This is a genomic window from Sphingomonas bacterium (assembly GCF_903643035.1).
In the GTDB taxonomy this organism is placed as follows: domain Bacteria; phylum Pseudomonadota; class Alphaproteobacteria; order Sphingomonadales; family Sphingomonadaceae; genus Sphingomonas.
On the sequence record NZ_CAHJWW010000028.1, the window covers coordinates 1 to 18,476 of the forward strand.

Below are 18,476 nucleotides of genomic sequence, written 5' to 3' on the forward strand. Positions count from 1 at the left end.
CCAAGATGAGCGAGGCGCACGGCTCGGGCTCGCTGACCGCGCTGCCGATCATCGAGACGCAGGCCGGCGACGTCTCGGCCTATATCCCGACCAACGTGATCTCGATTACCGACGGGCAGATTTTCCTCGAGACCGAGCTGTTCTACCAGGGCATCCGCCCGGCCATCAACGTCGGCCTCTCGGTGTCGCGCGTCGGCTCGGCGGCGCAGACCAAGGCGATGAAGAAGGTCTCCGGCTCGATCAAGCTGGAGCTGGCGCAGTATCGCGAGATGGCGGCGTTCGCACAGTTCGGCTCCGATCTGGACGCCTCGACGCAGAAGCTGCTCAACCGGGGCGCGCGGCTGACCGAGCTGCTCAAGCAGAAGCAGTTCGCGCCGATGCCGTTCGAGGAGCAGGTCGCCTCGATCTTCGCCGGCACCAACGGCTATCTCGACAAGGTGCCGGTCGGCGACGTGACCCGCTACGAGGAGCAGATGCTTGCCGAGATGCGCTCGCAGCATGGCGACGTGCTGGCGAAGATCCGCGAGACCAAGGACTTGGGCGACGAGGCGAAGAGCGGACTGAAGGGTGCGCTCGACGCCTTCGGCAAGACGTTCGCTTAAGGGCGGCGGGTGGCCAGTCTCAAAGCCCTCAAGGTCCGCATTGGCTCGGTGAAGTCGACGCAGAAGATCACCAAGGCGATGAAGATGGTCGCCGCCGCCAAGCTGCGCCGCGCGCAGGAGGCGGCGGAGGCCGGGCGCCCGTATGCCGAGCGGATCGGCGCGGTGGTCGCGAGCCTCGCCGCCCAGGTGCAGGTGGGCGAGGGCACGCCTCGGCTGCTCGCGGGAACGGGGCGCGACCAGGTCCACCTGTTCGTCGTCGCGACGTCCGACCGTGGCCTCGCGGGCGCGTTCAACACCAACATCGCCCGCCTCGCGCGCCGCCGCGCCGAGGAGCTGCGGGCCGAGGGCAAGACGGTGAAGTTCCTGACGATCGGCCGCAAGGGGCGCGCGGTGCTGGCGCGGCTGTACCGGTCGGACATCGTCCATTCGGTCGAGCCGGGCGATCTGGGCAAGCTGTCCTACGCCGACGCGCGCGCCTATGCCGACGAACTGCTGCGGCGGTACGAGGCGGGCGAGTTCGACGTGGCGCACCTGTTCTACTCGCACTTCAAGTCTGTGCTGACGCAGGAGCCGACCGAGTCGCAGATCATCCCGGTCGCCGCAGCCGTGTCGCCGGTCGCGGGGCTGGTGGCGAAGACGTCGGAGGACGGGCGCGCGATGGTGCCCGCCGCGGGCGGCGAGGCGGCGGTGGAGTACGAGCCCGACGAGGAGTCGATCCTCGCCAACCTGCTGCCCACCAACGTCGCCGTGCAGCTGTTCCGCGCGATGCGCGAGAACGCGGCGAGCGAGCAGGGCAGCAAGATGACGGCGATGGACAACGCCACGCGCAACGCCGGCGACCTCATCAAGCGCCTGTCCATCCAGTACAACCGCGCGCGCCAGGCCGCGATCACGACCGAACTGGTGGAGATCATCTCGGGGGCGGAGGCGCTGTGAGTGCCGAAGATATGCCGATGGGACGGCATCGCGATCGAGATGTTCTCGCCGGATCACCCGCCACCGCATTTCCACGCTCTTTACGCCGAGTTCGAAGCGAGGATCGCCATAGAGACGCTCGACGTGCTAACGAGCGATCTGCCCAATCGCGTGTTGGCCGAGGTAATCGGCTGGGCGCGGCAGAGGCAGGCCGGCCTGCTTGAGAATTGGGAGCTATGTCGAAGCAATCAGCCGCCCAGCAAGCTGACTCCTCCGGGATAGGCGTTTTCCCGCCGATTGTCCCGCGCGCGCCCTATCGCGTGTCCGAGGTGGAGGCGCTGGACGGATGGCGTCTACGCGTTCGCCATAACGACGGCGTCACCGGGTTCGTCGATATGGCGGGGCTCGTCCATGGCGCTCACGCCGGCGTGTTCGCCGCGTTGCGGGACGAGGCCTTGTTTCGGCGAGTCTTTCTCGATCTGGGTGCCGTTGCGTGGCCCGGAGAGATCGACTTGGCTCCCGACGCGATGCACGACGAGATCGTCGCCAATGGCGAATGGATATTGAACTGAGGATTTGAACACATGGCCACCGTCCTAGACCGCCCCGCCCCCACGGGCACCAACAACGTCGGCCGCATCGCGCAGGTGATCGGCGCGGTCGTCGACGTGCAGTTCGACCAGGGGCATCTGCCCTCGATCCTGTCGGCGCTGGAGACCGACAACAACGGCAGCCGGCTGGTGCTGGAGGTCGCGCAGCATCTGGGCGAGAACATGGTTCGCACGATCGCGATGGACGCGACCGACGGCGTGACGCGTGGGGCAACGGTGCGCGACACCGGCGCGCAGATCACCGTGCCGGTGGGTCCCGCGACGCTCGGCCGCATCCTCAACGTCATCGGCGAGCCGATCGACGAGCGCGGACCTGTCGACCAGACGCATCGCTCGCCGATACATGCGTCGGCCCCGCCGTTCGTCGACCAGTCGACCGAGAGCGCGATCCTGGTGACGGGCATCAAGGTGATCGACCTGCTCGCCCCCTATGCGCGCGGCGGTAAGATCGGCCTGTTCGGCGGCGCGGGCGTCGGCAAGACGGTGCTGATCCAGGAGCTTATCAACAATATCGCCAAGGGCCATGGCGGCGTGTCGGTGTTCGCGGGCGTCGGCGAGCGCACCCGCGAGGGCAACGACCTGTACCACGAGTTCCTTGACGCGGGCGTCATCGCCAAGGACGCGGACGGCAACGCGACGTCCGAAGGGAGCAAGGTCGCGCTGGTGTTCGGCCAGATGAACGAGCCGCCCGGCGCGCGTGCGCGCGTCGCCCTCTCCGGCCTGACGATCGCCGAATATTTCCGCGACGTCGAGGGACAGGACGTACTGTTCTTCGTCGACAACATCTTCCGCTTCACCCAGGCGGGGTCCGAAGTGTCGGCGCTGCTCGGCCGCATCCCGTCGGCGGTGGGCTACCAGCCGACGTTGTCGACCGACATGGGCGCGCTGCAGGAGCGGATCACGTCGACCAACAAGGGCTCGATCACCTCGGTGCAGGCGATCTACGTCCCCGCCGACGACCTGACCGACCCCGCGCCCGCCACCTCGTTCGCGCACCTCGACGCGACGACGACGCTGAACCGCGCGATCTCGGAGCTGGGCATCTACCCGGCGGTGGACCCGCTCGACTCGACCAGCCGCGTGCTGGAGCCGCGCGTCGTCGGCCAGGAGCACTACGACACCGCCCGCGCCGTCCAGTCGATCCTCCAGCGGTACAAGTCGCTGCAGGACATCATCGCGATCCTGGGGATGGACGAGCTGTCCGAGGAGGACAAGCTGACGGTCAGCCGCGCGCGCAAGATCCAGAAGTTCCTGTCGCAGCCGTTCTTCGTCGCTCAGGTCTTCACCGGCATCGAGGGCAAGTTCGTGCAGATCGAGGACACGGTCCGCTCGTTCAAGGCGGTGGTGGCCGGCGAGTACGACCATCTGCCCGAGAGCGCCTTCTACATGGTCGGCGGCATCGACGAGGCGGTCGCCAAGGCCGAGAAGATGGCCAGCGAGGCGTGACCGGCTCGGTGCGGGGCCTGCGTTAGGTCCAGGGCGTGAATGTCGACACGCTCTCGATCGCGCGCGAGCGGCGCGCCGCCGACCTGCCGCCCGAACAGGCGGAAGCGAGCGCGACGAAGGTCGATCTGGACCTTGTCCACGTTGATCTTGAAGCCGAGGGCGAGCAGAACCGTAGCAGTCTCGATGAGAAATCGAGCAGTTGCGCGCCGATATCGGGCGCATGAAGAACCAGGTCGTCCTCTGGGTCGTCGGCAGTCAGGTCACGCTCGCCGGTCTCATCATCGCCCTCATCAAATTGTAGGTCCCATGCTCCACTTCGAACTCGTCACCCCCGAGCGCCTCGTCCGGTCCGAGGACGTATACATGGTCACCGTGCCCGGCACGGAGGGCGATTTCGGCGTGCTGGAGGGGCACGCCCCCGTCATGTCGACGATCCGCGACGGTGCACTGACGATCCAGCGCACGCCCGGCGGCGCAAGCGAGACGGTCGCGATCGAGGGCGGTTTCGCGGAGGTCTCGTTCCGTGGACTGACGGTGCTGGCCGAGCGCGCGGGCACGACGGTGGGACAGGGCGGCGATCGGACGGTTGCCTCCGCCAAGGCTCCGGACCGGGCGTAAGGCGGTCGGGGCGGCCGCCCGGGCCGACGAGATCACAGGAAGCTGTACGGATCGACGTCGACGCTCACGCGCACCTTCGACGGCCAGTCCAGCGCGCCGAGCCACTCGCGGATCACGTCCTGCACGTCCAGCGCGCGGCGGGCATGGACCAGAAGGCGATAGCGGTGGCGGCCACGCAGCATCGCCAGCGGCGCGGGCGCGGGGCCATAGACATGGCAGCCGTCCATCTCGGGCGCGGCGCGGCCGATCGTGCGCGCGGTCTCCAGTGCCGATCCCTGATCTTCCGACGACACGACGATCGCGGCATAGCGCCCGAACGGCGGCGCGCCCGCCTCGCGCCGCGCGTCGGTCTCGGCGGCATAGAAAGCGTCCGCGTCGCCGGTCACCAGCGCCTGCATCACTCGCGCGCCGGGCTGGTGCGTCTGGATGAACACCCGGCCCGGCTTCTCCCCGCGCCCGGCGCGACCCGAAACCTGGCGCACCTGCTGGAAGGTCCGCTCCGCCGCGCGCAGGTCGCCGCCCTCCAGCCCCAGATCGGCATCGACTACGCCCACCAGCGTCAGGTTGGGGAAGTGATAGCCCTTGGTCACGAGCTGCGTACCCACGACGACGTCGATCTCGCCCGCGTCCATCCTCCCCACGAACTCCGCCGCCCTGGCCGGCGACCAGATGGTGTCCGACGTGACGACCGCCACCCGCGCCTGGGGGAACAGCGCGGCCACCTCGTCGGCGATCCGCTCGACGCCGGGGCCGCAGGCGACCAGCGTGTCCTCGCCCCGGCATTCCGGACAGACGCGCGGTGTCGGTTCGGCATGGCCGCAATGATGGCAGGTCAGTCGGCGGATCAGCCGGTGCTCGACCATCCAGGCGGTGCAGTTGGGGCATTGGAACCGATGCCCGCAGGTGCGGCACAACGTCAGCGGCGCATAGCCGCGGCGATTGAGGAACAGCAGCGACTGGTCGCCGCGTTCCAGCGTCTCCGCCAGCGCGGCCACCAGCGGCGGCGACAGCCACCGGCCGCGCTCGGGCGGCGTCGCGATCAGGTCGATCGCATCGATCGCCGGCATCTGCGCGAGCCCGAAGCGGCTGGGCAGCTTCAGCTCGGCATAGCGGCCGATCTCGACCTGCTGGCGAGTCTCGATGGCGGGCGTGGCGGACGCGAGCACCACCGGGCAGGCCTCGAACCGCCCTCGCATCACCGCCACGTCGCGGGCGTGGTAGTGGACGCCCTCTTCCTGCTTGAAGCTCGTCTCGTGCGCCTCGTCGACGACGATGAGCGCCAGATCGCGATAGGGCAGGAACAGCGCCGATCGCGCGCCCACCGTCACCAGCGCCTCGCCGCTCGCGATCGCACGCCACGCCCGCCGGCGCTGGGTCGAGCGCAGCCCCGAATGCCATGCGACCGGCTCGCACCCGAACCGCGCGTGGAACCGCTGGAGGAACGGTTCGGTCAGCGCGATCTCGGGCAGCAGCACCAGCGTCTGCCGGCCCTCCCGGATCGCGGCGGCGACCGCCTCGAAATACACCTCGGTCTTGCCCGATCCGGTGACGCCGTCGAGCAGCGTCGGCGCGAAGGCACGGGCGCGAACGTCGGTGGCGAGCCGGTCGGCGGCGGCCCGCTGGTCGGTGGACAAGGCGGGCGGGGCGTGCGCGGGGTCCGGGACCGGATAGGGGCTGTCTATGTCCGCCGGCACCGCCTCGATCGCGCCGGCCTTGACGAGCCCGCGGATCACGCCGTCGGACACGCCCGCGACCGTCGCCAGCTCGCGGATCAGGCCCTGTCGGTCGCCGATCCGCTCCATCGCCTGCGTGCGCTGCGGCGTGAGGCGCGGCGGGACCGTGCCGGTCGCGCGATACTCAACCACCATGCGGGCGCCTTCGAGCGCGGAGGTGGAGGCGAGCGCCATGCGCAGCACCGCGGCGGGCGGCGCGAGATAATAGGCGGCGGTCCACTCGACCAGCCGGCGCAGCGCCGCACCGAGCGGCGCCACGTCGGCCACGGTGACGAGGTTGCGCAGCCGGTTGTCGCCGACCTCCGCGTCGGACGGCATCGCGTCCGGCTCCCACACCACGCCGAGCAGCTGACGTGGACCGAGCGGCGCGACGACGATCGAGCCGGGTTCGACGTGCATCCCCTGGGGCACGCGATAGTCGAGTGGGCCGAGCGCGGCGTTCAGGAGCAGGACGCGGGCACGCGACATGCGGGTCAGATAGCGTGTGCGCGTACGCCGGCCTAGTCGTGGCGACCCGGTCGGCCGGGTCCCGCCGGACCCTCAGACCATGCGCCGGTCCGCGCGCCGCCGCTCGCCGATGCGATCGCGCTTGGCGGCGTACAGGAGGGTGTCGGCGGCCTGAACGAGATCGCGCACTCCCTCATGCTCCGCGTCCAGTGCGGCGATGCCCACCGTGCCGGCGGCGATCATGCCGAGCGCGCCGGCCGAGACCGGCACGCGCAATCCTTCCTCCAGCCGCCGCCCGAGCGCGGCCGGGTCCGCGATCAGCTTCACGTCCTCGATCACGACCGCGAACTCGTCGCCGCCCAGCCGCGCGGCGCAGCTGCCCGCCAGCCACGGCGCGCGCAGCGCACGGCCGACACCCCGCAGCACGTCGTCGCCCGCCAGATGACCCAGCGTGTCGTTGATCGCCTTGAACCCGTCGAGGTCGATCATCGCCAGCACCAGCTTGGCGTCGTCGCCGCGCGCACGGTGTATCGCCGCGTCCAGCAGTCGCTCGAACGACGCGCGATTGCACAGGCCGGTCAGCATGTCGGTATCGGCCGACCGGCGCAGCACCTTCTCCAGCTCGTACCGGTCGGTGATGTCCTGGAACACGCCGACGATGGCGACAGGGCGTCCTTCGATCCGTTCCAGTTCACCCATCGAACGGACGCGGCGCCGTTCTGCCTGGGCGGTGAAGAAGTTCTCCTCGATATCGAACGACTCGCCGGTCTCGATCGTGCGGGCGATCGCGGCGGCCACCCGCGCGCGGGAGACCGGCTCGTAATGGTCGAGCGCCCCGTCGATCGGCGGCGCCCTGCCGATCGGCAGCCCGTGGATGCGATAGACGTTCTCGGACCATTCCAGCTTGTTGTCGTCCAGCGACACGCGGAACGATCCCATCATCGCCATCCGCTCGGCCTGGCGGAAGATGCCGTCCTTGCGCGCGAGTTCCGTCACCAGCGCGTCGCTGACCCGGGCGACCTCGACCGCCCGATTGGCGACGGCGCGCGCGGCGATCAGCGCCTCTGCCAGCATGGCGAGATGGGCGAGCGCCTGCCGCCCCCGTTCGTCGAGGCAGCGCGGCGCGGCGTCGAGGACGCACAGGGCGCCGATCGGCTGGCGATGCCCCGCGCCGTCGATCGCATGGATCGGCATGCCGGCGTAGAAGCGGATGCCGTCCGCTCCGAGGACCATCGGGTTGCCGGCGAAGCGGACGTCGACGGTGGCGTCGTCGACGATCATCGGGCCGGCGCCCTGGATCGTCCGGTCGCAAAAGGCGATCTCGCGCGAGGTCTCGTCCGGTCCGGGTCCGAACCGCGCCTTTACCCACTGACGGTCGCGATCGATCAGGTTCAGCATCGCGGTCGGGCAACCCAGCATGTCGGCGGTAAGCGCGACCAGCGCATCGAACTCGCGCTCCGGTCCGGAGTCCAGCAGGGCGAGGCTCTGCAGGGCGGCGAGCCGGCGCGCCTCATCGTAGCCGGGAGCAGGAACAGCGGTCGGAACCATTGCCACGGGTTAGGGACGCCCGGTTAAAAAACCCCTTGCGGTGCGGGCGTGCGGCGGCCCACCGTAACCGGATGGACCCGGTCGATCCCGACGCATTGGCACCGGCATGGGCCGCGCATCTCGCGCGCGACCGGCGTCGTTCGGCCCATACGGTGCGCGCCTATCAGGCGACCGCGCGCCGGCTGATGGGGTTCCTGGCCAGGCATCGCGGAGAGCCGGTGGATCGAGCCGCGCTGGCGAGTGTCGACGCCGCCGAGCTGCGCGCGTTCCTGTCCGCGCGGCGGAACCCCGAGGGGGGCGGCATCGTCAACGCCTCCGCCGCGCGCGAGCTGTCGGCGATCCGCGGCTTCCTGGCGTTCGCCGGGGCGCCTCCCGCGAGGGTGCGCGGTCCGCGGGTGAAGCCTGGCGTGCCAAGGCCCGTCTCCCCCGCCGAGGCGGTGGCGCTCGCGCAGACGGTGGCGGAGGACGCCGCGTGCGAGTGGATCGCGGCGCGCGACTGGGCGGTGCTGCTGCTGCTGTACGGTGCCGGGCTGCGGATCGGCGAGGCGCTGGGACTGACCGGCGCGATCCTGCCGCTGGGCCGGGTGCTGACCGTCACGGGCAAGCGCGACAAGGTCCGGGCCGTGCCGCTGTTGCCGCAGGTGCGGGCCGCGATCGAGGCCTATGCCGCGCAGGTGCCGTGGGGCACCGCCCGCGACGCGCCGCTGTTCCGCGGCGCGAAGGGTGGTCCGCTAGACGCGGCGATCGTGCGCCGGGCGGTACGGGCGGCGCGCGCCATATTGTGCCTATCGTCGCGCACAACGCCACATGCGCTTCGCCACAGTTTCGCCACACATCTGCTCGGGCGCGGCGCCGACCTGCGCTCGCTCCAGGAACTGCTGGGCCATGCCAGCCTGAGCTCGACGCAGGTGTATACCAAGGTCGATGCCGCGCACCTGATGGACGTGTATCGCCACGCGCATCCCCGCGCCTGAGGCGCGATCCGCGGGCGCGGCGTCGTCAGCACTCGTTCAGCCGGCTGCGTCCAGAACCGCATCCAAGGTCAACCCTGTCGGTTCGGAGCGTCTCCCCATGCGTATTTCCCTCGTGCCGGGCACGTCCCTGCTGGTGATCGCGGCTCTGGCCGCTCCGGCGGTCCAGGCCCAGTCCTATCCGGGGCAGTCCTACCCGGGGCAGTCCTACCCCCAACCCTATCCGGGCCAAGCCTATTCGCCCGCGCCTGCCTATGGGCAGCAGTTCCGGGATGCTCCGCCCTACAGCGACGTCGCCCCGGAGCAGGAGAGCTATGCCGACGGCCCGCCGCCCGGCTACGACGGGACGCAGCCGCCGCCGCCACCCCCCGGCTATGACGCGGCGCCCGGCTATGCCCAGGGCGGGCAGGCCTATGTGCCGACCGACCAGGACCGTCGCTACGAAGCCTATGTGGAAGACTGGTCGCAGCGGTACTGCACCAAGGCGCGGAGCAACGCGGGGACCGGCGCGGTGATCGGCGGGCTTTTCGGCGCCCTGCTCGGCGCAGGCGTGTCCGGACGGCGCGACCAGGGTACGGGCGCTCTCGTCGGCGGGCTGGCGGGTGCGGCCGGCGGCGCGGTCGTCGGTGGCAGCACCGCGAACGAGACCAGCCCCGGCTGCCCGCCCGGCTTCGTCGTGCGCGGCGGGGCGCCCGCCTTCTATTACGACGGGTACGACTCGGGATACGAGTATGCGGCGCCGGGCTGGTATCGGCCATGGGCCTTCTACGACGGACGCTGGGCCTATCGCCCGTATCCGTACCACGCCTTCTATTTCCGCAACTATGGCTATGGCCGGGGCTATGGGTTCCGCGGTGGCTATGGCGGTGGTTACGGCTTCAGGGGCCATGGCGGCTACGGCTATCGGCGCGGCCGGTACTGATCGGTCGGGCGGGACGGCGCGGCCCGAAGGCTGCGCCGTTCAGGCCCCGGTATCGAAGCCCGTCATCGGGCGCCTGTCAGCCAGTGGCTTCAGTCCTTCCAGCCCCAGTACAGCTGCGCCGGGGGCACGTTCCACCATTCCATGTCGTGATCGATCCGGTCCCAGTGTGGGCTCAGGAAATCGCGGACCTTGGGGCTGAACTGATAGACAAGGAACGCGCCGCCGGGCCTCAGCACGCGATGGGTGGCGGACGCGATCGCCGGCCCCACGCCTGGCGGCAGCGTAGAGAACGGCAGGCCGGACAGGACGTAGTCGGCATGCGCGAAGCCCTGATCGGCGACGATCTGCTCGACGTCCGCCGCCGAACCCGCGACAGCGGCGAACCGCGGATCGGGGATGGTGCCGCGCAGGTAGCGGATGAAGTCGGGGTTGGTGTCGATCGCGATCAGCTTCGCATCCGGCGTCATCCGGTCGAGGATCGGGCGGCAGAAGGTGCCGACGCCCGGCCCATATTCCACGAACAGCTTGCAGCTCGTCCAGTCGACCGGCTCCAGCATCCGGCGGATCAGCTTGCCCGACGACGGCACGATCGAGCCGACCATGACGGGATGCTTGACGAACCCCGACAGGAACATGCCCCAGGGCGAAGGCACGCCGGCCTCGCGGGCGCTGCGGCGAGTGCTGGCCCGATCGCTGGAACGTCGGGCGGTGGCGGTCCTGGAGGACGGTGGCATACGATCCTGACGTGATTTACTTTCCACGGCATCCCCCGTCGCAAGAACGGCAACGACTTTCAAGCGTCGGCGGTCGCGACGTCATGCTTTGCGGGCGGATCGTGACGGCGTAGACCCACGTCCATGCCAGGCGAGCGCACCGGACAGACCGCCGTCATCTTCCTGTCGCGCCGGCTGGTACGCGCGCTGCGAGGTGGCGGTCGCCGCCGTCGGCCGCTCGTACCGCCGGCGGTCGGGGGACTGACCCCGCGCCGGCCCTACTCCCGCGCGGCCGCGCCGGGCAGGGCGAAGCCGATCGGCTGCATCGCCGCCGCGTCCTGCTTCAGCCGCCCGGCGATCTGCTCGTAGTCGCGCTCCGTCTCCGGCGTGACGGAAGCGCGCGACTCCTTCAGCGCCGCCTCGAAATCGGTCGCCCCGACCTCCGCGCTCGTCAGGCTGCGACGCAGCGCGACGAGGCCCGCGCGGCGGACGAGGTCTTCCAGATCCGCGCCCGTGTAGCGATCGGTGCGCGCCGCGAGCGAATCGAGGTCGACGTCGCCGGCCAGCGGCATCCTCCCCGTCTGGATGCCGAGGATGCGCCGCCGTCCCTCGCGGCTCGGCACGCCGACATAGATCAGCTCGTCGAACCGGCCCGGCCGCAGCAGCGCGGGGTCGATCAGGTTCGGCCGGTTGGTGGCGCCGATCACCACCACCGATTGCAGCTCCTCCAGCCCGTCCATCTCGGCCAGGATGGTGTTCACCACCCGCTCCGTCACCTGCGGCTCGCCGCCGCCGCCGCCGCGCGCGGGCACCAGGCTGTCGAGCTCGTCGATGAAGATCACGCAGGGCGCGACCTGGCGCGCGCGGCTGAACAGACGGGCGATCTGCTGCTCGCTCTCGCCGTACCATTTGCTCAGCAGGTCGGACGACTTGGTGGCGATGAAGTTCGCCTGCGCCTCGCGCGCCACCGCCTTGGCGAGCAGCGTCTTGCCGGTGCCGGGCGGGCCATAGAGGAGGAAGCCCTTGGCGGGCCGGATGCCGAGCCGCCGGAACGCGTCCGGGTTCTTCAGCGGCAGCTCGACGCCCTCGCGCAGCCGTTCCTGCGCGGCGTCGAGCCCGCCCACATCCTCCCAGCGCACGTTGGGGGCCTGAACCATCACCTCGCGCATCGCGCTCGGCTGCACGCGCTTCAATGCGCCCAGGAAATCGTCGCGCGTGACCGACAGCGTGTCGAGCACCTCGGGCGGGATCGTCCGCTCCTCCAGGTTCAGGCGCGGCATGATCCGGCGCACCGCCTCGATCGCCGCCTCGCGCGTCAGCGCCGCCAAGTCCGCGCCGACGAAGCCGTAGGTGGTGCGCGCAAGCTCATCCAGGTCGACCTGCGGATCGAGCGGCATTCCGCGCGTGTGGATGCCCAGGATCTCGCGCCGCCCGCGCTCGTCGGGGACGCCGACGACGATCTCGCGGTCGAACCGGCCCGGCCGGCGCAGCGCCTCGTCGATCGCCTCGGGCCGGTTGGTGGCGGCGATGACGATAAGGTTCGCGCGCGCCTCCAGCCCGTCCATCAGCGTCAGCAGCTGCGCGACCAGCCGCTTCTCCGCCTCGCCCGACACCTGCCCGCGCTTGGGCGCGATCGAGTCGATCTCGTCGATGAAGACGATGGAGGGCGCGTTCTTGGTCGCCTCCTCGAACACGTCGCGCAGCCGCTTCTCCGACTCGCCATAGGCCGAGCCCATGATCTCCGGCCCGTTGATGAGGAAGAACTGCGCGTCCGATTCGTTGGCGACCGCGCGCGCGAGCCGCGTCTTGCCGGTGCCGGGCGGGCCATAGAGCAACAGGCCCTTGGGCGCCTCCACGCCCAGCCGCTGGAACAGCTCGGGATAGCGCAGCGGCAGCTCCACCATCTCGCGCAGCTGGTCGATCGTGCCCGCCATGCCGCCGATGTCGTCGTAGGTGACGTCCGCGCGCCGCGCCTCCTTGGGCTCCTCATATTCGGGGCGCAGCTCGATCTCGGTGTTCTCGTCGATATGGACGACGCCCTTGGGGCTCGCCGACACGACCAGCAGGCGGACCTCCTGCAGCGCATAGGCGGGCGCGTTGAGCATCTGGCGTACGTTGGGGGGCATGTCCTGCGGGCCGACGCGATGCTGCCCGGCGGTGGCGACGATGTCGCCCTGGCAGAAAGGCCGGCCGAGAAAGGTGCGCTTGAGCGCCTGCGTTGATCCCTGAAGCCGCAGGTTCTGCTGCGCGGGCGCGAACACGACGCGGGTCGCGGGCTTCGACTCCGCGCGGCGCACCTCGACATAGTCGCCCGAGCCGACGCCGGCGTTGGCGCGCTGCAATCCGTCGAGCCGGATGATCTCCAGCCCCTCGTCCTCCTGATAGGGCAGCACGGCGCGGGCGGGCGTCGTCGACTTGCCGCCGACGATCTCGATCACGTCGCCCTCCGTGATGCCCAGCGTCTGCATGGTCGTGCGTGGCACATGCGCCAGGCCCCGGCCGGAATCCTCGGGCCGGGCGTTGGCTACCTGTAGCTTGCGGACAAGGGCTTCGACGTCGGCCATTCTTCGCTTCCTTGCAGGCGGATGCACCGCCAAGACGAGCGAAATAGGAAGACAGGTCCAAAAGCCCACCAGTCCGGCAGGACAAAGCGGACGCCTGAACGAAAAAAGGGCCGGCCCGAAGGCCAGCCCATCAAGTTTTTAGGAGAGGATGCCTGAAAGGCACCGTCCTTTTGCTCCAGACCCTCTTTTTGTGCAAGTGCGAAAAGAAATGCATCGGTTGCAGAATACGCAATCGCTAGCGTAACAATCGCATCCCGCTATCGAGATTTCCCATGCGCCGTCTGCCCCCCCTTACCGCGGTCGAGGCCTTCGTACAGGCCGCACGCCTGGGCTCGATCAAGGCGGCCGCGCAGGAATTGGCGTTGTCGGCGCCGGCGCTGAGCCGGCGCGTCCAGACGCTGGAACGCTTCATCGCCAAGCCGCTGTTCGAGCGGCGACACCAGGCGCTGGCGCTGAACGGCGACGGCGAGAGGCTGCTCGCCCTTCTCGCGCCGGTCATGGACGCGATGTCCGACGCCGTCGAGGCGATGACGAGCGGTACGGAAGTGCTGCGCCTGCGGCTGGGCGTCCTGCCGCTGTACGCGTCGCAACGGCTGTTCCCGCACCTGGCGGAACTGCGCGCGAAGCATCCCGAGCTGCACCTCGACATCGACACCGCCGGGCATGGCGTGTCGAGGCTGGGCGACGGGCTGGATGCCGTGATCGCGCTGGCGCGGGAGATCGACCCGGCGCTGTATTCCCGCCGGCTGGACCGCAGCTCGGTCTATGTCATCGGCAACCGGACGCTGCTGACTGGCCCCGATCCGGTGGTCCGTCCGGAGCAGCTAGCGATGCAGACCGTGCTTCTCCACCGCGACATGCCCGACACCTTCACCGCCTGGCGCGCGGTGGCCGGAGTGGAGGATATTGAGCCGCTGGCGATCGACCAGTTCGACTCGGGCGCGCTGATGCTGGAGGCGGCGGCCCAGGGGCTGGGCATCGCCTTCATGCACGGCAGCCATTTCGACGACGCGCGCGACGAGCGGCTGGTGAAGCTGTTCGGGATCGATGTGGAAAGTCCGTACAGCTACTGGTTCGTGTGCCGTCCGCGCGCGTTCCTCCAGCGTCCGGTGCGCCTGTTCCACGACTGGCTCGTCAAGGTGATCGCGCAGAAGCCGGCGCGTTGACCGGTCGGGCCTGCCGACCGGTCGACGGCGCCTTGCGTCCGCGTCCGCGTCAGCTCGCGCGCATCTTCACGATCTTGCCGGGCTCGCGCGGCGGCTCGCCCTTGGGCAGCGCGTCGATCAGCTCCATGCCGTCCGTCACCTGGCCCCAGACGGTATACTGGTTGTCCAGGAACCGGGCCTCGTCGAACACGACGAAGAACTGGCTGTTCGCCGTGTCGGGCTGGTTGGTCCGCGCCATCGAGCAAACGCCGCGCACATGCGGCTCGGCCGAGAACTCCTGCTTCAGATTGGGCTTGTCGCTGCCGTGCATGCCGGTGCCGGTGGGATCGCCGCCCTGCGCCATGAAGCCGGGGATCACGCGGTGGAACACGACGCCGTCATAGAAACCGTCGTTGGCGAGCGTGGCGACCCGCTCGACATGGTTGGGGGCAAGGTCCGGGCGCAGCCTGATCGTCACGTCGCCGCCGTCCAGCGTCATCGTCAGGGTGGTGAACTGGTCGGGCATGATGGTCTCCTGGAGGATCGGGCGCGGCCGCATGCCGACCGATCGGTCGAGGCGCGAACGGCGGCGGGCGCGGGGGGTTCCTATCGGGCGCGTCCGAGACTGGCAAATACGGTCGTCCGCGGCTAGAGCGCGGGCTCGCACCGCCGGAGGGAGCAGCGATGAGCGACACCGATCTCTCCCCACCCGAGGCGCTCGCCGACGCCGCGTCGGGCGATCCCCATGCCCGGAAACCCGACAGCCAGCTCGACCGCGACGACCGGCTGCGCCCCGATTTCGTGCGCAAGGTGCTCGATGCCGTCGAGGCGGGCGACGCCGCGGCGGCCCGCATGCTGGTCGAGCCGCTCCACCCCGCGGACATCGCCGACCTGTTCGAGCTGACCCCCGCCGACGAGCGCGCCGACCTGGCGCAGGCGATCGCCGGGCAGCTCGACGCGGACGTGTTCGCCGAGATGAACGACTATGTCCGCGAGGCGCTGATCGATGCGCTGACCGCGACGCAGGTCGCCGACATCGCCAGCGAGCTCGACACGGACGACGCGGTCGCCATCATCGAGGACCTGGACGCCGACGAGCAGCTCCAGGTGCTGCGGGCGATGGAGCCCGACGATCGCGCCGCGATCGAGGAGGCGCTGTCATATCCCGAGGAGTCCGCCGGCCGGCTGATGCAGCGCGAGATGATCGCGGTGCCCGAATACTGGACGGTCGGCGACACGATCGACTATCTGCGCGGCAACGAGGACCTGACCAGCGACTTCTGGGAGATATTCGTCGTCGATGCGGGACATCACCCGATCGGCACCTGCGCGCTGTCGTGGATCCTGCGCACCCGGCGCCCGGTCGGGATCGCGCAGGTGATGAAGCGCGAGCAGACGCTGATCCCGGTCGACATGGACCAGGAGGAGGTGGCGCTCCGCTTCCAGAAATACGCGCTGATCTCCGCCGCGGTCGTCGACGCGTCGAACCGGCTGGTCGGCATGATAACGGTCGACGACATCGTCCACATCATCCAGCAGGAGGCGGGCGAGGACGTGCTGCGGCTGTCGGGCGCGGGCGACGGCGACATCAACGAGCCGATCGCGATCACCGTGCGGACGCGGGTCGTGTGGCTGGTCATCAACTTCTTCACCGCGATGGTCGCCGCGGCGGTCATCGACGCGTTCGACGCGGAGATCGCCAGCTTCGCGCTGTTGTCGGCGCTGATGACGATCGTGTCGGGGATGGGCGGCAATGCCGGCACCCAGACGCTGGCCGTCGTCGTCCGCGCGATCGCCACCAACCAGCTGACCGATTCCAATACCTGGTGGATGATCCTGCGCGAGTTCCGCATCGCGCTCGCCAACGGCGCGCTGCTGGGCGCGCTGATCGGCGGGGGCTCGTTCGTCATCTACCACAATGCGCCGCTCGCGCTGGTGTTCGGGGCGTCGATCCTCATCAACAACCTGGTCGCCGGGCTGGCGGGCGTCCTGATCCCGATCGCGCTCGACCGCTGGCGCCTCGATCCGGCGGTGTCGTCGGCGGTGTTCGTCACGATGATGACCGACTGCTGCGGCTTCGGCACGTTCCTGGGCCTGGCGACGCTGTTCGGCCTGCACGGTTGATCGGTCGGCGGGCGCGCCCACATCGCGTGACGTGCTCCACCTCACCAAAGTCGCGTTCGGCGCCACCAGCCTCGATCACCTGACCGAGCGGCTGGCCGGCCGCGCGGCGGAGGGCGCGCTGTTCCTGACGACGCGCTACCTGCCCAAGCGGCACGTCGAGATCGCGGGGCCGGACCTGGAGGAAGGGGGCTCGCTGTTCTGGATCATCAGGCACCAGCTCGTCGCGCGCTCGCGGATCGAGCGGTTCGGCGCAATAGAGGGAGGGGCGGACGGCGGGCGCGTGGCGATCCACCTCGATCCCGCGCTCGTGCTGGTGCAGGTCCGGCCCAAGCGCGCGCATCAGGGCTGGCGCTATCTGGAGCACGCGGACGCGCCGGTCGATCTGGGCGACGCTGCCGCAGGGCTTGCGGACATGCCGGCGGCGATGGTGGGCGCGCTGGCGGAACTGGCGCTGATCTGAACCCGGACGTCGCGGCCCCCGACCTCTGGCCCCAACCTCTGGCCCCGACTTTCGGCTTACGCCCCCGCCAGCGTGCGTGCGCGCCGCCGCTGGACCGAGCTGCCGATGCCCAGCGCCTCGCGGTACTTGGCCACCGTGCGCCGCGCGATCCCGAAGCCCTGCGCGTTCAGCAGTTCGACCAGCGTGTCGTCCGACAGGATGCCCGCGCCCTCGCCGGCGATCAGCGTTCGGATCGCGGCCTTCACCGCCTGCGCGGACACCGCCTCGCCGCCATCGGCCGCCTGGATCGCGGAGGTGAAGAAGTATTTCAGCTCGAACAGGCCGCGCGCGCACGACAGGTACTTGTTCGACGTGACCCGGCTGACCGTCGATTCGTGCAGGCCGACCGCGTCCGCCACCATCCGCAGCGTCAACGGGCGCAGATGGGAGACCCCGCGCAGGAAGAAGCCTTCCTGCTGCGCGACGATCTCCGCCGCCACCTTGACGATCGTCCGCTGGCGCTGGTCTAGCGCCTTCACCAGCCAGTTCGCGCTGGCCAGGCAGTCCGACAGCCAGGCGCGACCAGCCTTGTCGAGGGCCCTGTCGCCGGGCGCGGCGGAAAGCTCTGCGTAATAGCGCCGGTCGACCAGCACGCGCGGCAGCGTCGCCGCGTTGATCTCCACCGCCCATCCGCCCCCGACGTCGGCGCCCGCCCCGCCGCCCAGGCGCGCGACGAACACGTCGGGCACCACCGCCTGCGCGGGCTCGCCGCCGAACCGGCAGCCGGGCTTGGGATCGTAGCCGCGCAGCTCGCGGATCATGTCGGCCATGTCCTCGTCGTCCACGCCGCACAGGCGCTTCAGCCGGCCAAGCTCTCCGCGTGCGAGCAGGTCGAGATGGTCGAGCAGCCGTGCCATGGCCGGATCGTACCGATCCGCCTCCCTCGCCTGGAGCGTCAGGCATTCGGCGAGGTCGCGCGCGCCGACGCCCGTGGGCTCGAACGACTGGATCGTCGCCAGCACCCGCTCGGCGGTGGCGAGCGGCACGCCGAGCCGGGTCGCGACCTCCAGCAGGGGCACGCGCAGATAGCCGGCCTCGTCGATCTGGTCGATCAGATGCGCGGCGACGAACAGGTCGATGTCCGCCAGCACCGCCCCGGCCTGCGCGAGCAGATGCTCGGCAAGCGTCGCAGGAGCGCCCGCGAGCAGGTCGAGGTCCGGCATCTCGCCGCCGTCGGACCCGCCCGCGCCCGGCGCCGACGCTCCCGTCAGGCCCAGCGAGCCGTCGAGCACGCCGGCCGCCCCGGACCCCATGAGGTCGCTGGGCGAATCGTCGAAGGCGGAGGTGGTCAGATCCGCATCGAGCGCCGCCTCGCCCGCGCCGGCGCCCGCCATCACCAGCTCGTCCGCGCCGGCCGGCTCGTCGCGCTCGAACGGAGATGGCTCCGGCGCGACCGGCAGGTCCCCCTCGGGCGCCGCGGTCTCCAGCAGCGGGTTCTTCTCGATCTCCTCGGCGATCACGCCCTCGACCTCGAGGTTGGACAGCGCGAGCAGCCGGATCGCCTGCTGGAGCTGCGGCGTCATCACCAGCGACTGCGACTGGCGCAGGTCCAGGCGCGGGGCGAGGTTCACAAAGTTATCCTCCCCCGCCAGGGGGAGGTGGGTCGCGCCAGCGGCTC

The 18,476-nt window shown here is 70.1% G+C and carries 16 protein-coding genes and 2 pseudogenes; 12 read left to right on the top strand and 6 right to left on the bottom strand.

The window, feature by feature from the left end; genetic code table 11:
* The 7 genes and pseudogenes from HUV01_RS03345 to HUV01_RS03375 all read left to right on the top strand — a co-directional run.
* Positions 1-602, top strand: a pseudogene (locus tag HUV01_RS03345) (F0F1 ATP synthase subunit alpha); the annotation flags it as partial.
* A 9-nt stretch (positions 603-611) separates the two neighbouring features.
* On the top strand, positions 612-1,538 hold the full coding sequence (locus HUV01_RS03350) for a F0F1 ATP synthase subunit gamma (RefSeq protein ID WP_174296901.1): 927 nt from the start codon (positions 612-614) through the stop codon (positions 1,536-1,538).
* Positions 1,539-1,799 (top strand): DUF4160 domain-containing protein, encoded by a 261-nt coding sequence (locus tag HUV01_RS15295; protein ID WP_174296902.1) that lies wholly within the window; start codon positions 1,539-1,541, stop codon positions 1,797-1,799.
* A gap of 47 nt (positions 1,800-1,846) precedes the next feature.
* Positions 1,847-2,089: a DUF2442 domain-containing protein gene (locus HUV01_RS03360; RefSeq protein WP_217430891.1), complete on the top strand. Its 243-nt coding sequence runs from the start codon at positions 1,847-1,849 to the stop codon at positions 2,087-2,089.
* A gap of 12 nt (positions 2,090-2,101) precedes the next feature.
* Positions 2,102-3,574, top strand: coding sequence for a F0F1 ATP synthase subunit beta (gene atpD / locus HUV01_RS03365; protein ID WP_174296904.1), 1,473 nt, complete (start codon positions 2,102-2,104; stop codon positions 3,572-3,574).
* Between the two features lie 35 nt (positions 3,575-3,609).
* Positions 3,610-3,798 (top strand): hypothetical protein, encoded by a 189-nt coding sequence (locus HUV01_RS03370; RefSeq protein ID WP_174296905.1) that lies wholly within the window; start codon positions 3,610-3,612, stop codon positions 3,796-3,798.
* 82 nt (positions 3,799-3,880) lie between these two features.
* Positions 3,881-4,129: pseudogene (locus HUV01_RS03375) on the top strand (ATP synthase F1 subunit epsilon); the annotation flags it as partial.
* Positions 4,130-4,224: 95 nt separating this feature from the next.
* On the opposite strand, the gene HUV01_RS03380 reads toward HUV01_RS03375, so the two are convergent.
* Both HUV01_RS03380 and HUV01_RS03385 read right to left on the bottom strand, forming a co-directional pair.
* Positions 4,225-6,402, bottom strand: coding sequence for a primosomal protein N' (locus HUV01_RS03380; RefSeq protein WP_302480018.1), 2,178 nt, complete (start codon positions 6,400-6,402; stop codon positions 4,225-4,227).
* Between the two features lie 63 nt (positions 6,403-6,465).
* A complete protein-coding gene (locus HUV01_RS03385) occupies positions 6,466-7,920 on the bottom strand; it encodes a sensor domain-containing diguanylate cyclase (protein ID WP_174296908.1) in 1,455 nt (484 codons plus the stop codon).
* Positions 7,921-7,991: 71 nt separating this feature from the next.
* Between HUV01_RS03385 and HUV01_RS03390 the strand changes: the two genes are divergently transcribed.
* A complete protein-coding gene (locus tag HUV01_RS03390; protein ID WP_174296909.1) occupies positions 7,992-8,894 on the top strand; it encodes a tyrosine-type recombinase/integrase in 903 nt (300 codons plus the stop codon).
* Positions 8,895-8,991: 97 nt separating this feature from the next.
* The gene (locus HUV01_RS03395) at positions 8,992-9,813 is read left to right on the top strand and encodes a hypothetical protein (RefSeq protein ID WP_174296910.1); all 822 of its coding nucleotides are present in this window, start codon (positions 8,992-8,994) and stop codon (positions 9,811-9,813) included.
* Positions 9,814-9,902: 89 nt separating this feature from the next.
* Here HUV01_RS03395 and HUV01_RS03400 read toward each other — a convergent pair whose 3' ends face one another.
* Together HUV01_RS03400 and HUV01_RS03405 are read right to left on the bottom strand one after the other, a co-directional pair.
* Positions 9,903-10,547 carry a methyltransferase domain-containing protein gene (locus HUV01_RS03400; protein ID WP_174296911.1) on the bottom strand — a complete coding sequence of 215 codons (645 nt, stop codon included), beginning with the start codon at positions 10,545-10,547 and terminating at the stop codon, positions 9,903-9,905.
* 257 nt (positions 10,548-10,804) lie between these two features.
* Positions 10,805-13,090 carry a CDC48 family AAA ATPase gene (locus HUV01_RS03405; protein ID WP_174296912.1) on the bottom strand — a complete coding sequence of 762 codons (2,286 nt, stop codon included), beginning with the start codon at positions 13,088-13,090 and terminating at the stop codon, positions 10,805-10,807.
* Positions 13,091-13,362: 272 nt separating this feature from the next.
* Between HUV01_RS03405 and HUV01_RS03410 the strand changes: the two genes are divergently transcribed.
* On the top strand, positions 13,363-14,256 hold the full coding sequence (locus HUV01_RS03410; protein WP_174296913.1) for a LysR substrate-binding domain-containing protein: 894 nt from the start codon (positions 13,363-13,365) through the stop codon (positions 14,254-14,256).
* Positions 14,257-14,305: 49 nt separating this feature from the next.
* On the opposite strand, the gene HUV01_RS03415 is transcribed toward HUV01_RS03410, so the two are convergent.
* Complete coding sequence (locus HUV01_RS03415) at positions 14,306-14,761, bottom strand: peptidylprolyl isomerase (protein ID WP_174296914.1); 456 nt, start codon at positions 14,759-14,761, stop codon at positions 14,306-14,308.
* A 158-nt stretch (positions 14,762-14,919) separates the two neighbouring features.
* Between HUV01_RS03415 and mgtE the strand changes: the two genes are divergently transcribed.
* Positions 14,920-16,359, top strand: a complete 1,440-nt coding sequence (gene mgtE / locus HUV01_RS03420; protein WP_174296915.1) for a magnesium transporter — start codon at positions 14,920-14,922, stop codon at positions 16,357-16,359.
* Positions 16,360-16,390: 31 nt separating this feature from the next.
* Positions 16,391-16,819: a DUF1489 family protein gene (locus tag HUV01_RS03425; protein ID WP_174296916.1), complete on the top strand. Its 429-nt coding sequence runs from the start codon at positions 16,391-16,393 to the stop codon at positions 16,817-16,819.
* A 56-nt stretch (positions 16,820-16,875) separates the two neighbouring features.
* Here the strand turns inward: HUV01_RS03425 and rpoN are convergent, their stop codons facing one another.
* Complete coding sequence (rpoN, locus tag HUV01_RS03430) at positions 16,876-18,429, bottom strand: RNA polymerase factor sigma-54 (RefSeq protein WP_174296917.1); 1,554 nt, start codon at positions 18,427-18,429, stop codon at positions 16,876-16,878.
* Positions 18,430-18,476 lie beyond the last annotated feature (47 nt).

Excerpts from the sequence above, each read along its gene's own strand:
- HUV01_RS03415 (WP_174296914.1), bottom strand. The coding sequence starts at position 14,761 with ATGCCCGACCAGTTCACCACCCTGACGATGACGCTGGACGGCGGCGAC.
- HUV01_RS03390 (WP_174296909.1), top strand. The coding sequence starts at position 7,992 with ATGGACCCGGTCGATCCCGACGCATTGGCACCGGCATGGGCCGCGCAT.
- atpD (WP_174296904.1), top strand. The coding sequence starts at position 2,102 with ATGGCCACCGTCCTAGACCGCCCCGCCCCCACGGGCACCAACAACGTC.
- HUV01_RS03410 (WP_174296913.1), top strand. The coding sequence starts at position 13,363 with ATGCGCCGTCTGCCCCCCCTTACCGCGGTCGAGGCCTTCGTACAGGCC.
- mgtE (WP_174296915.1), top strand. The coding sequence starts at position 14,920 with ATGAGCGACACCGATCTCTCCCCACCCGAGGCGCTCGCCGACGCCGCG.
- HUV01_RS03385 (WP_174296908.1), bottom strand. The coding sequence starts at position 7,920 with ATGGTTCCGACCGCTGTTCCTGCTCCCGGCTACGATGAGGCGCGCCGG.
- HUV01_RS03400 (WP_174296911.1), bottom strand. The coding sequence starts at position 10,547 with ATGCCACCGTCCTCCAGGACCGCCACCGCCCGACGTTCCAGCGATCGG.
- HUV01_RS03395 (WP_174296910.1), top strand. The coding sequence starts at position 8,992 with ATGCGTATTTCCCTCGTGCCGGGCACGTCCCTGCTGGTGATCGCGGCT.
- HUV01_RS03405 (WP_174296912.1), bottom strand. The coding sequence starts at position 13,090 with ATGGCCGACGTCGAAGCCCTTGTCCGCAAGCTACAGGTAGCCAACGCC.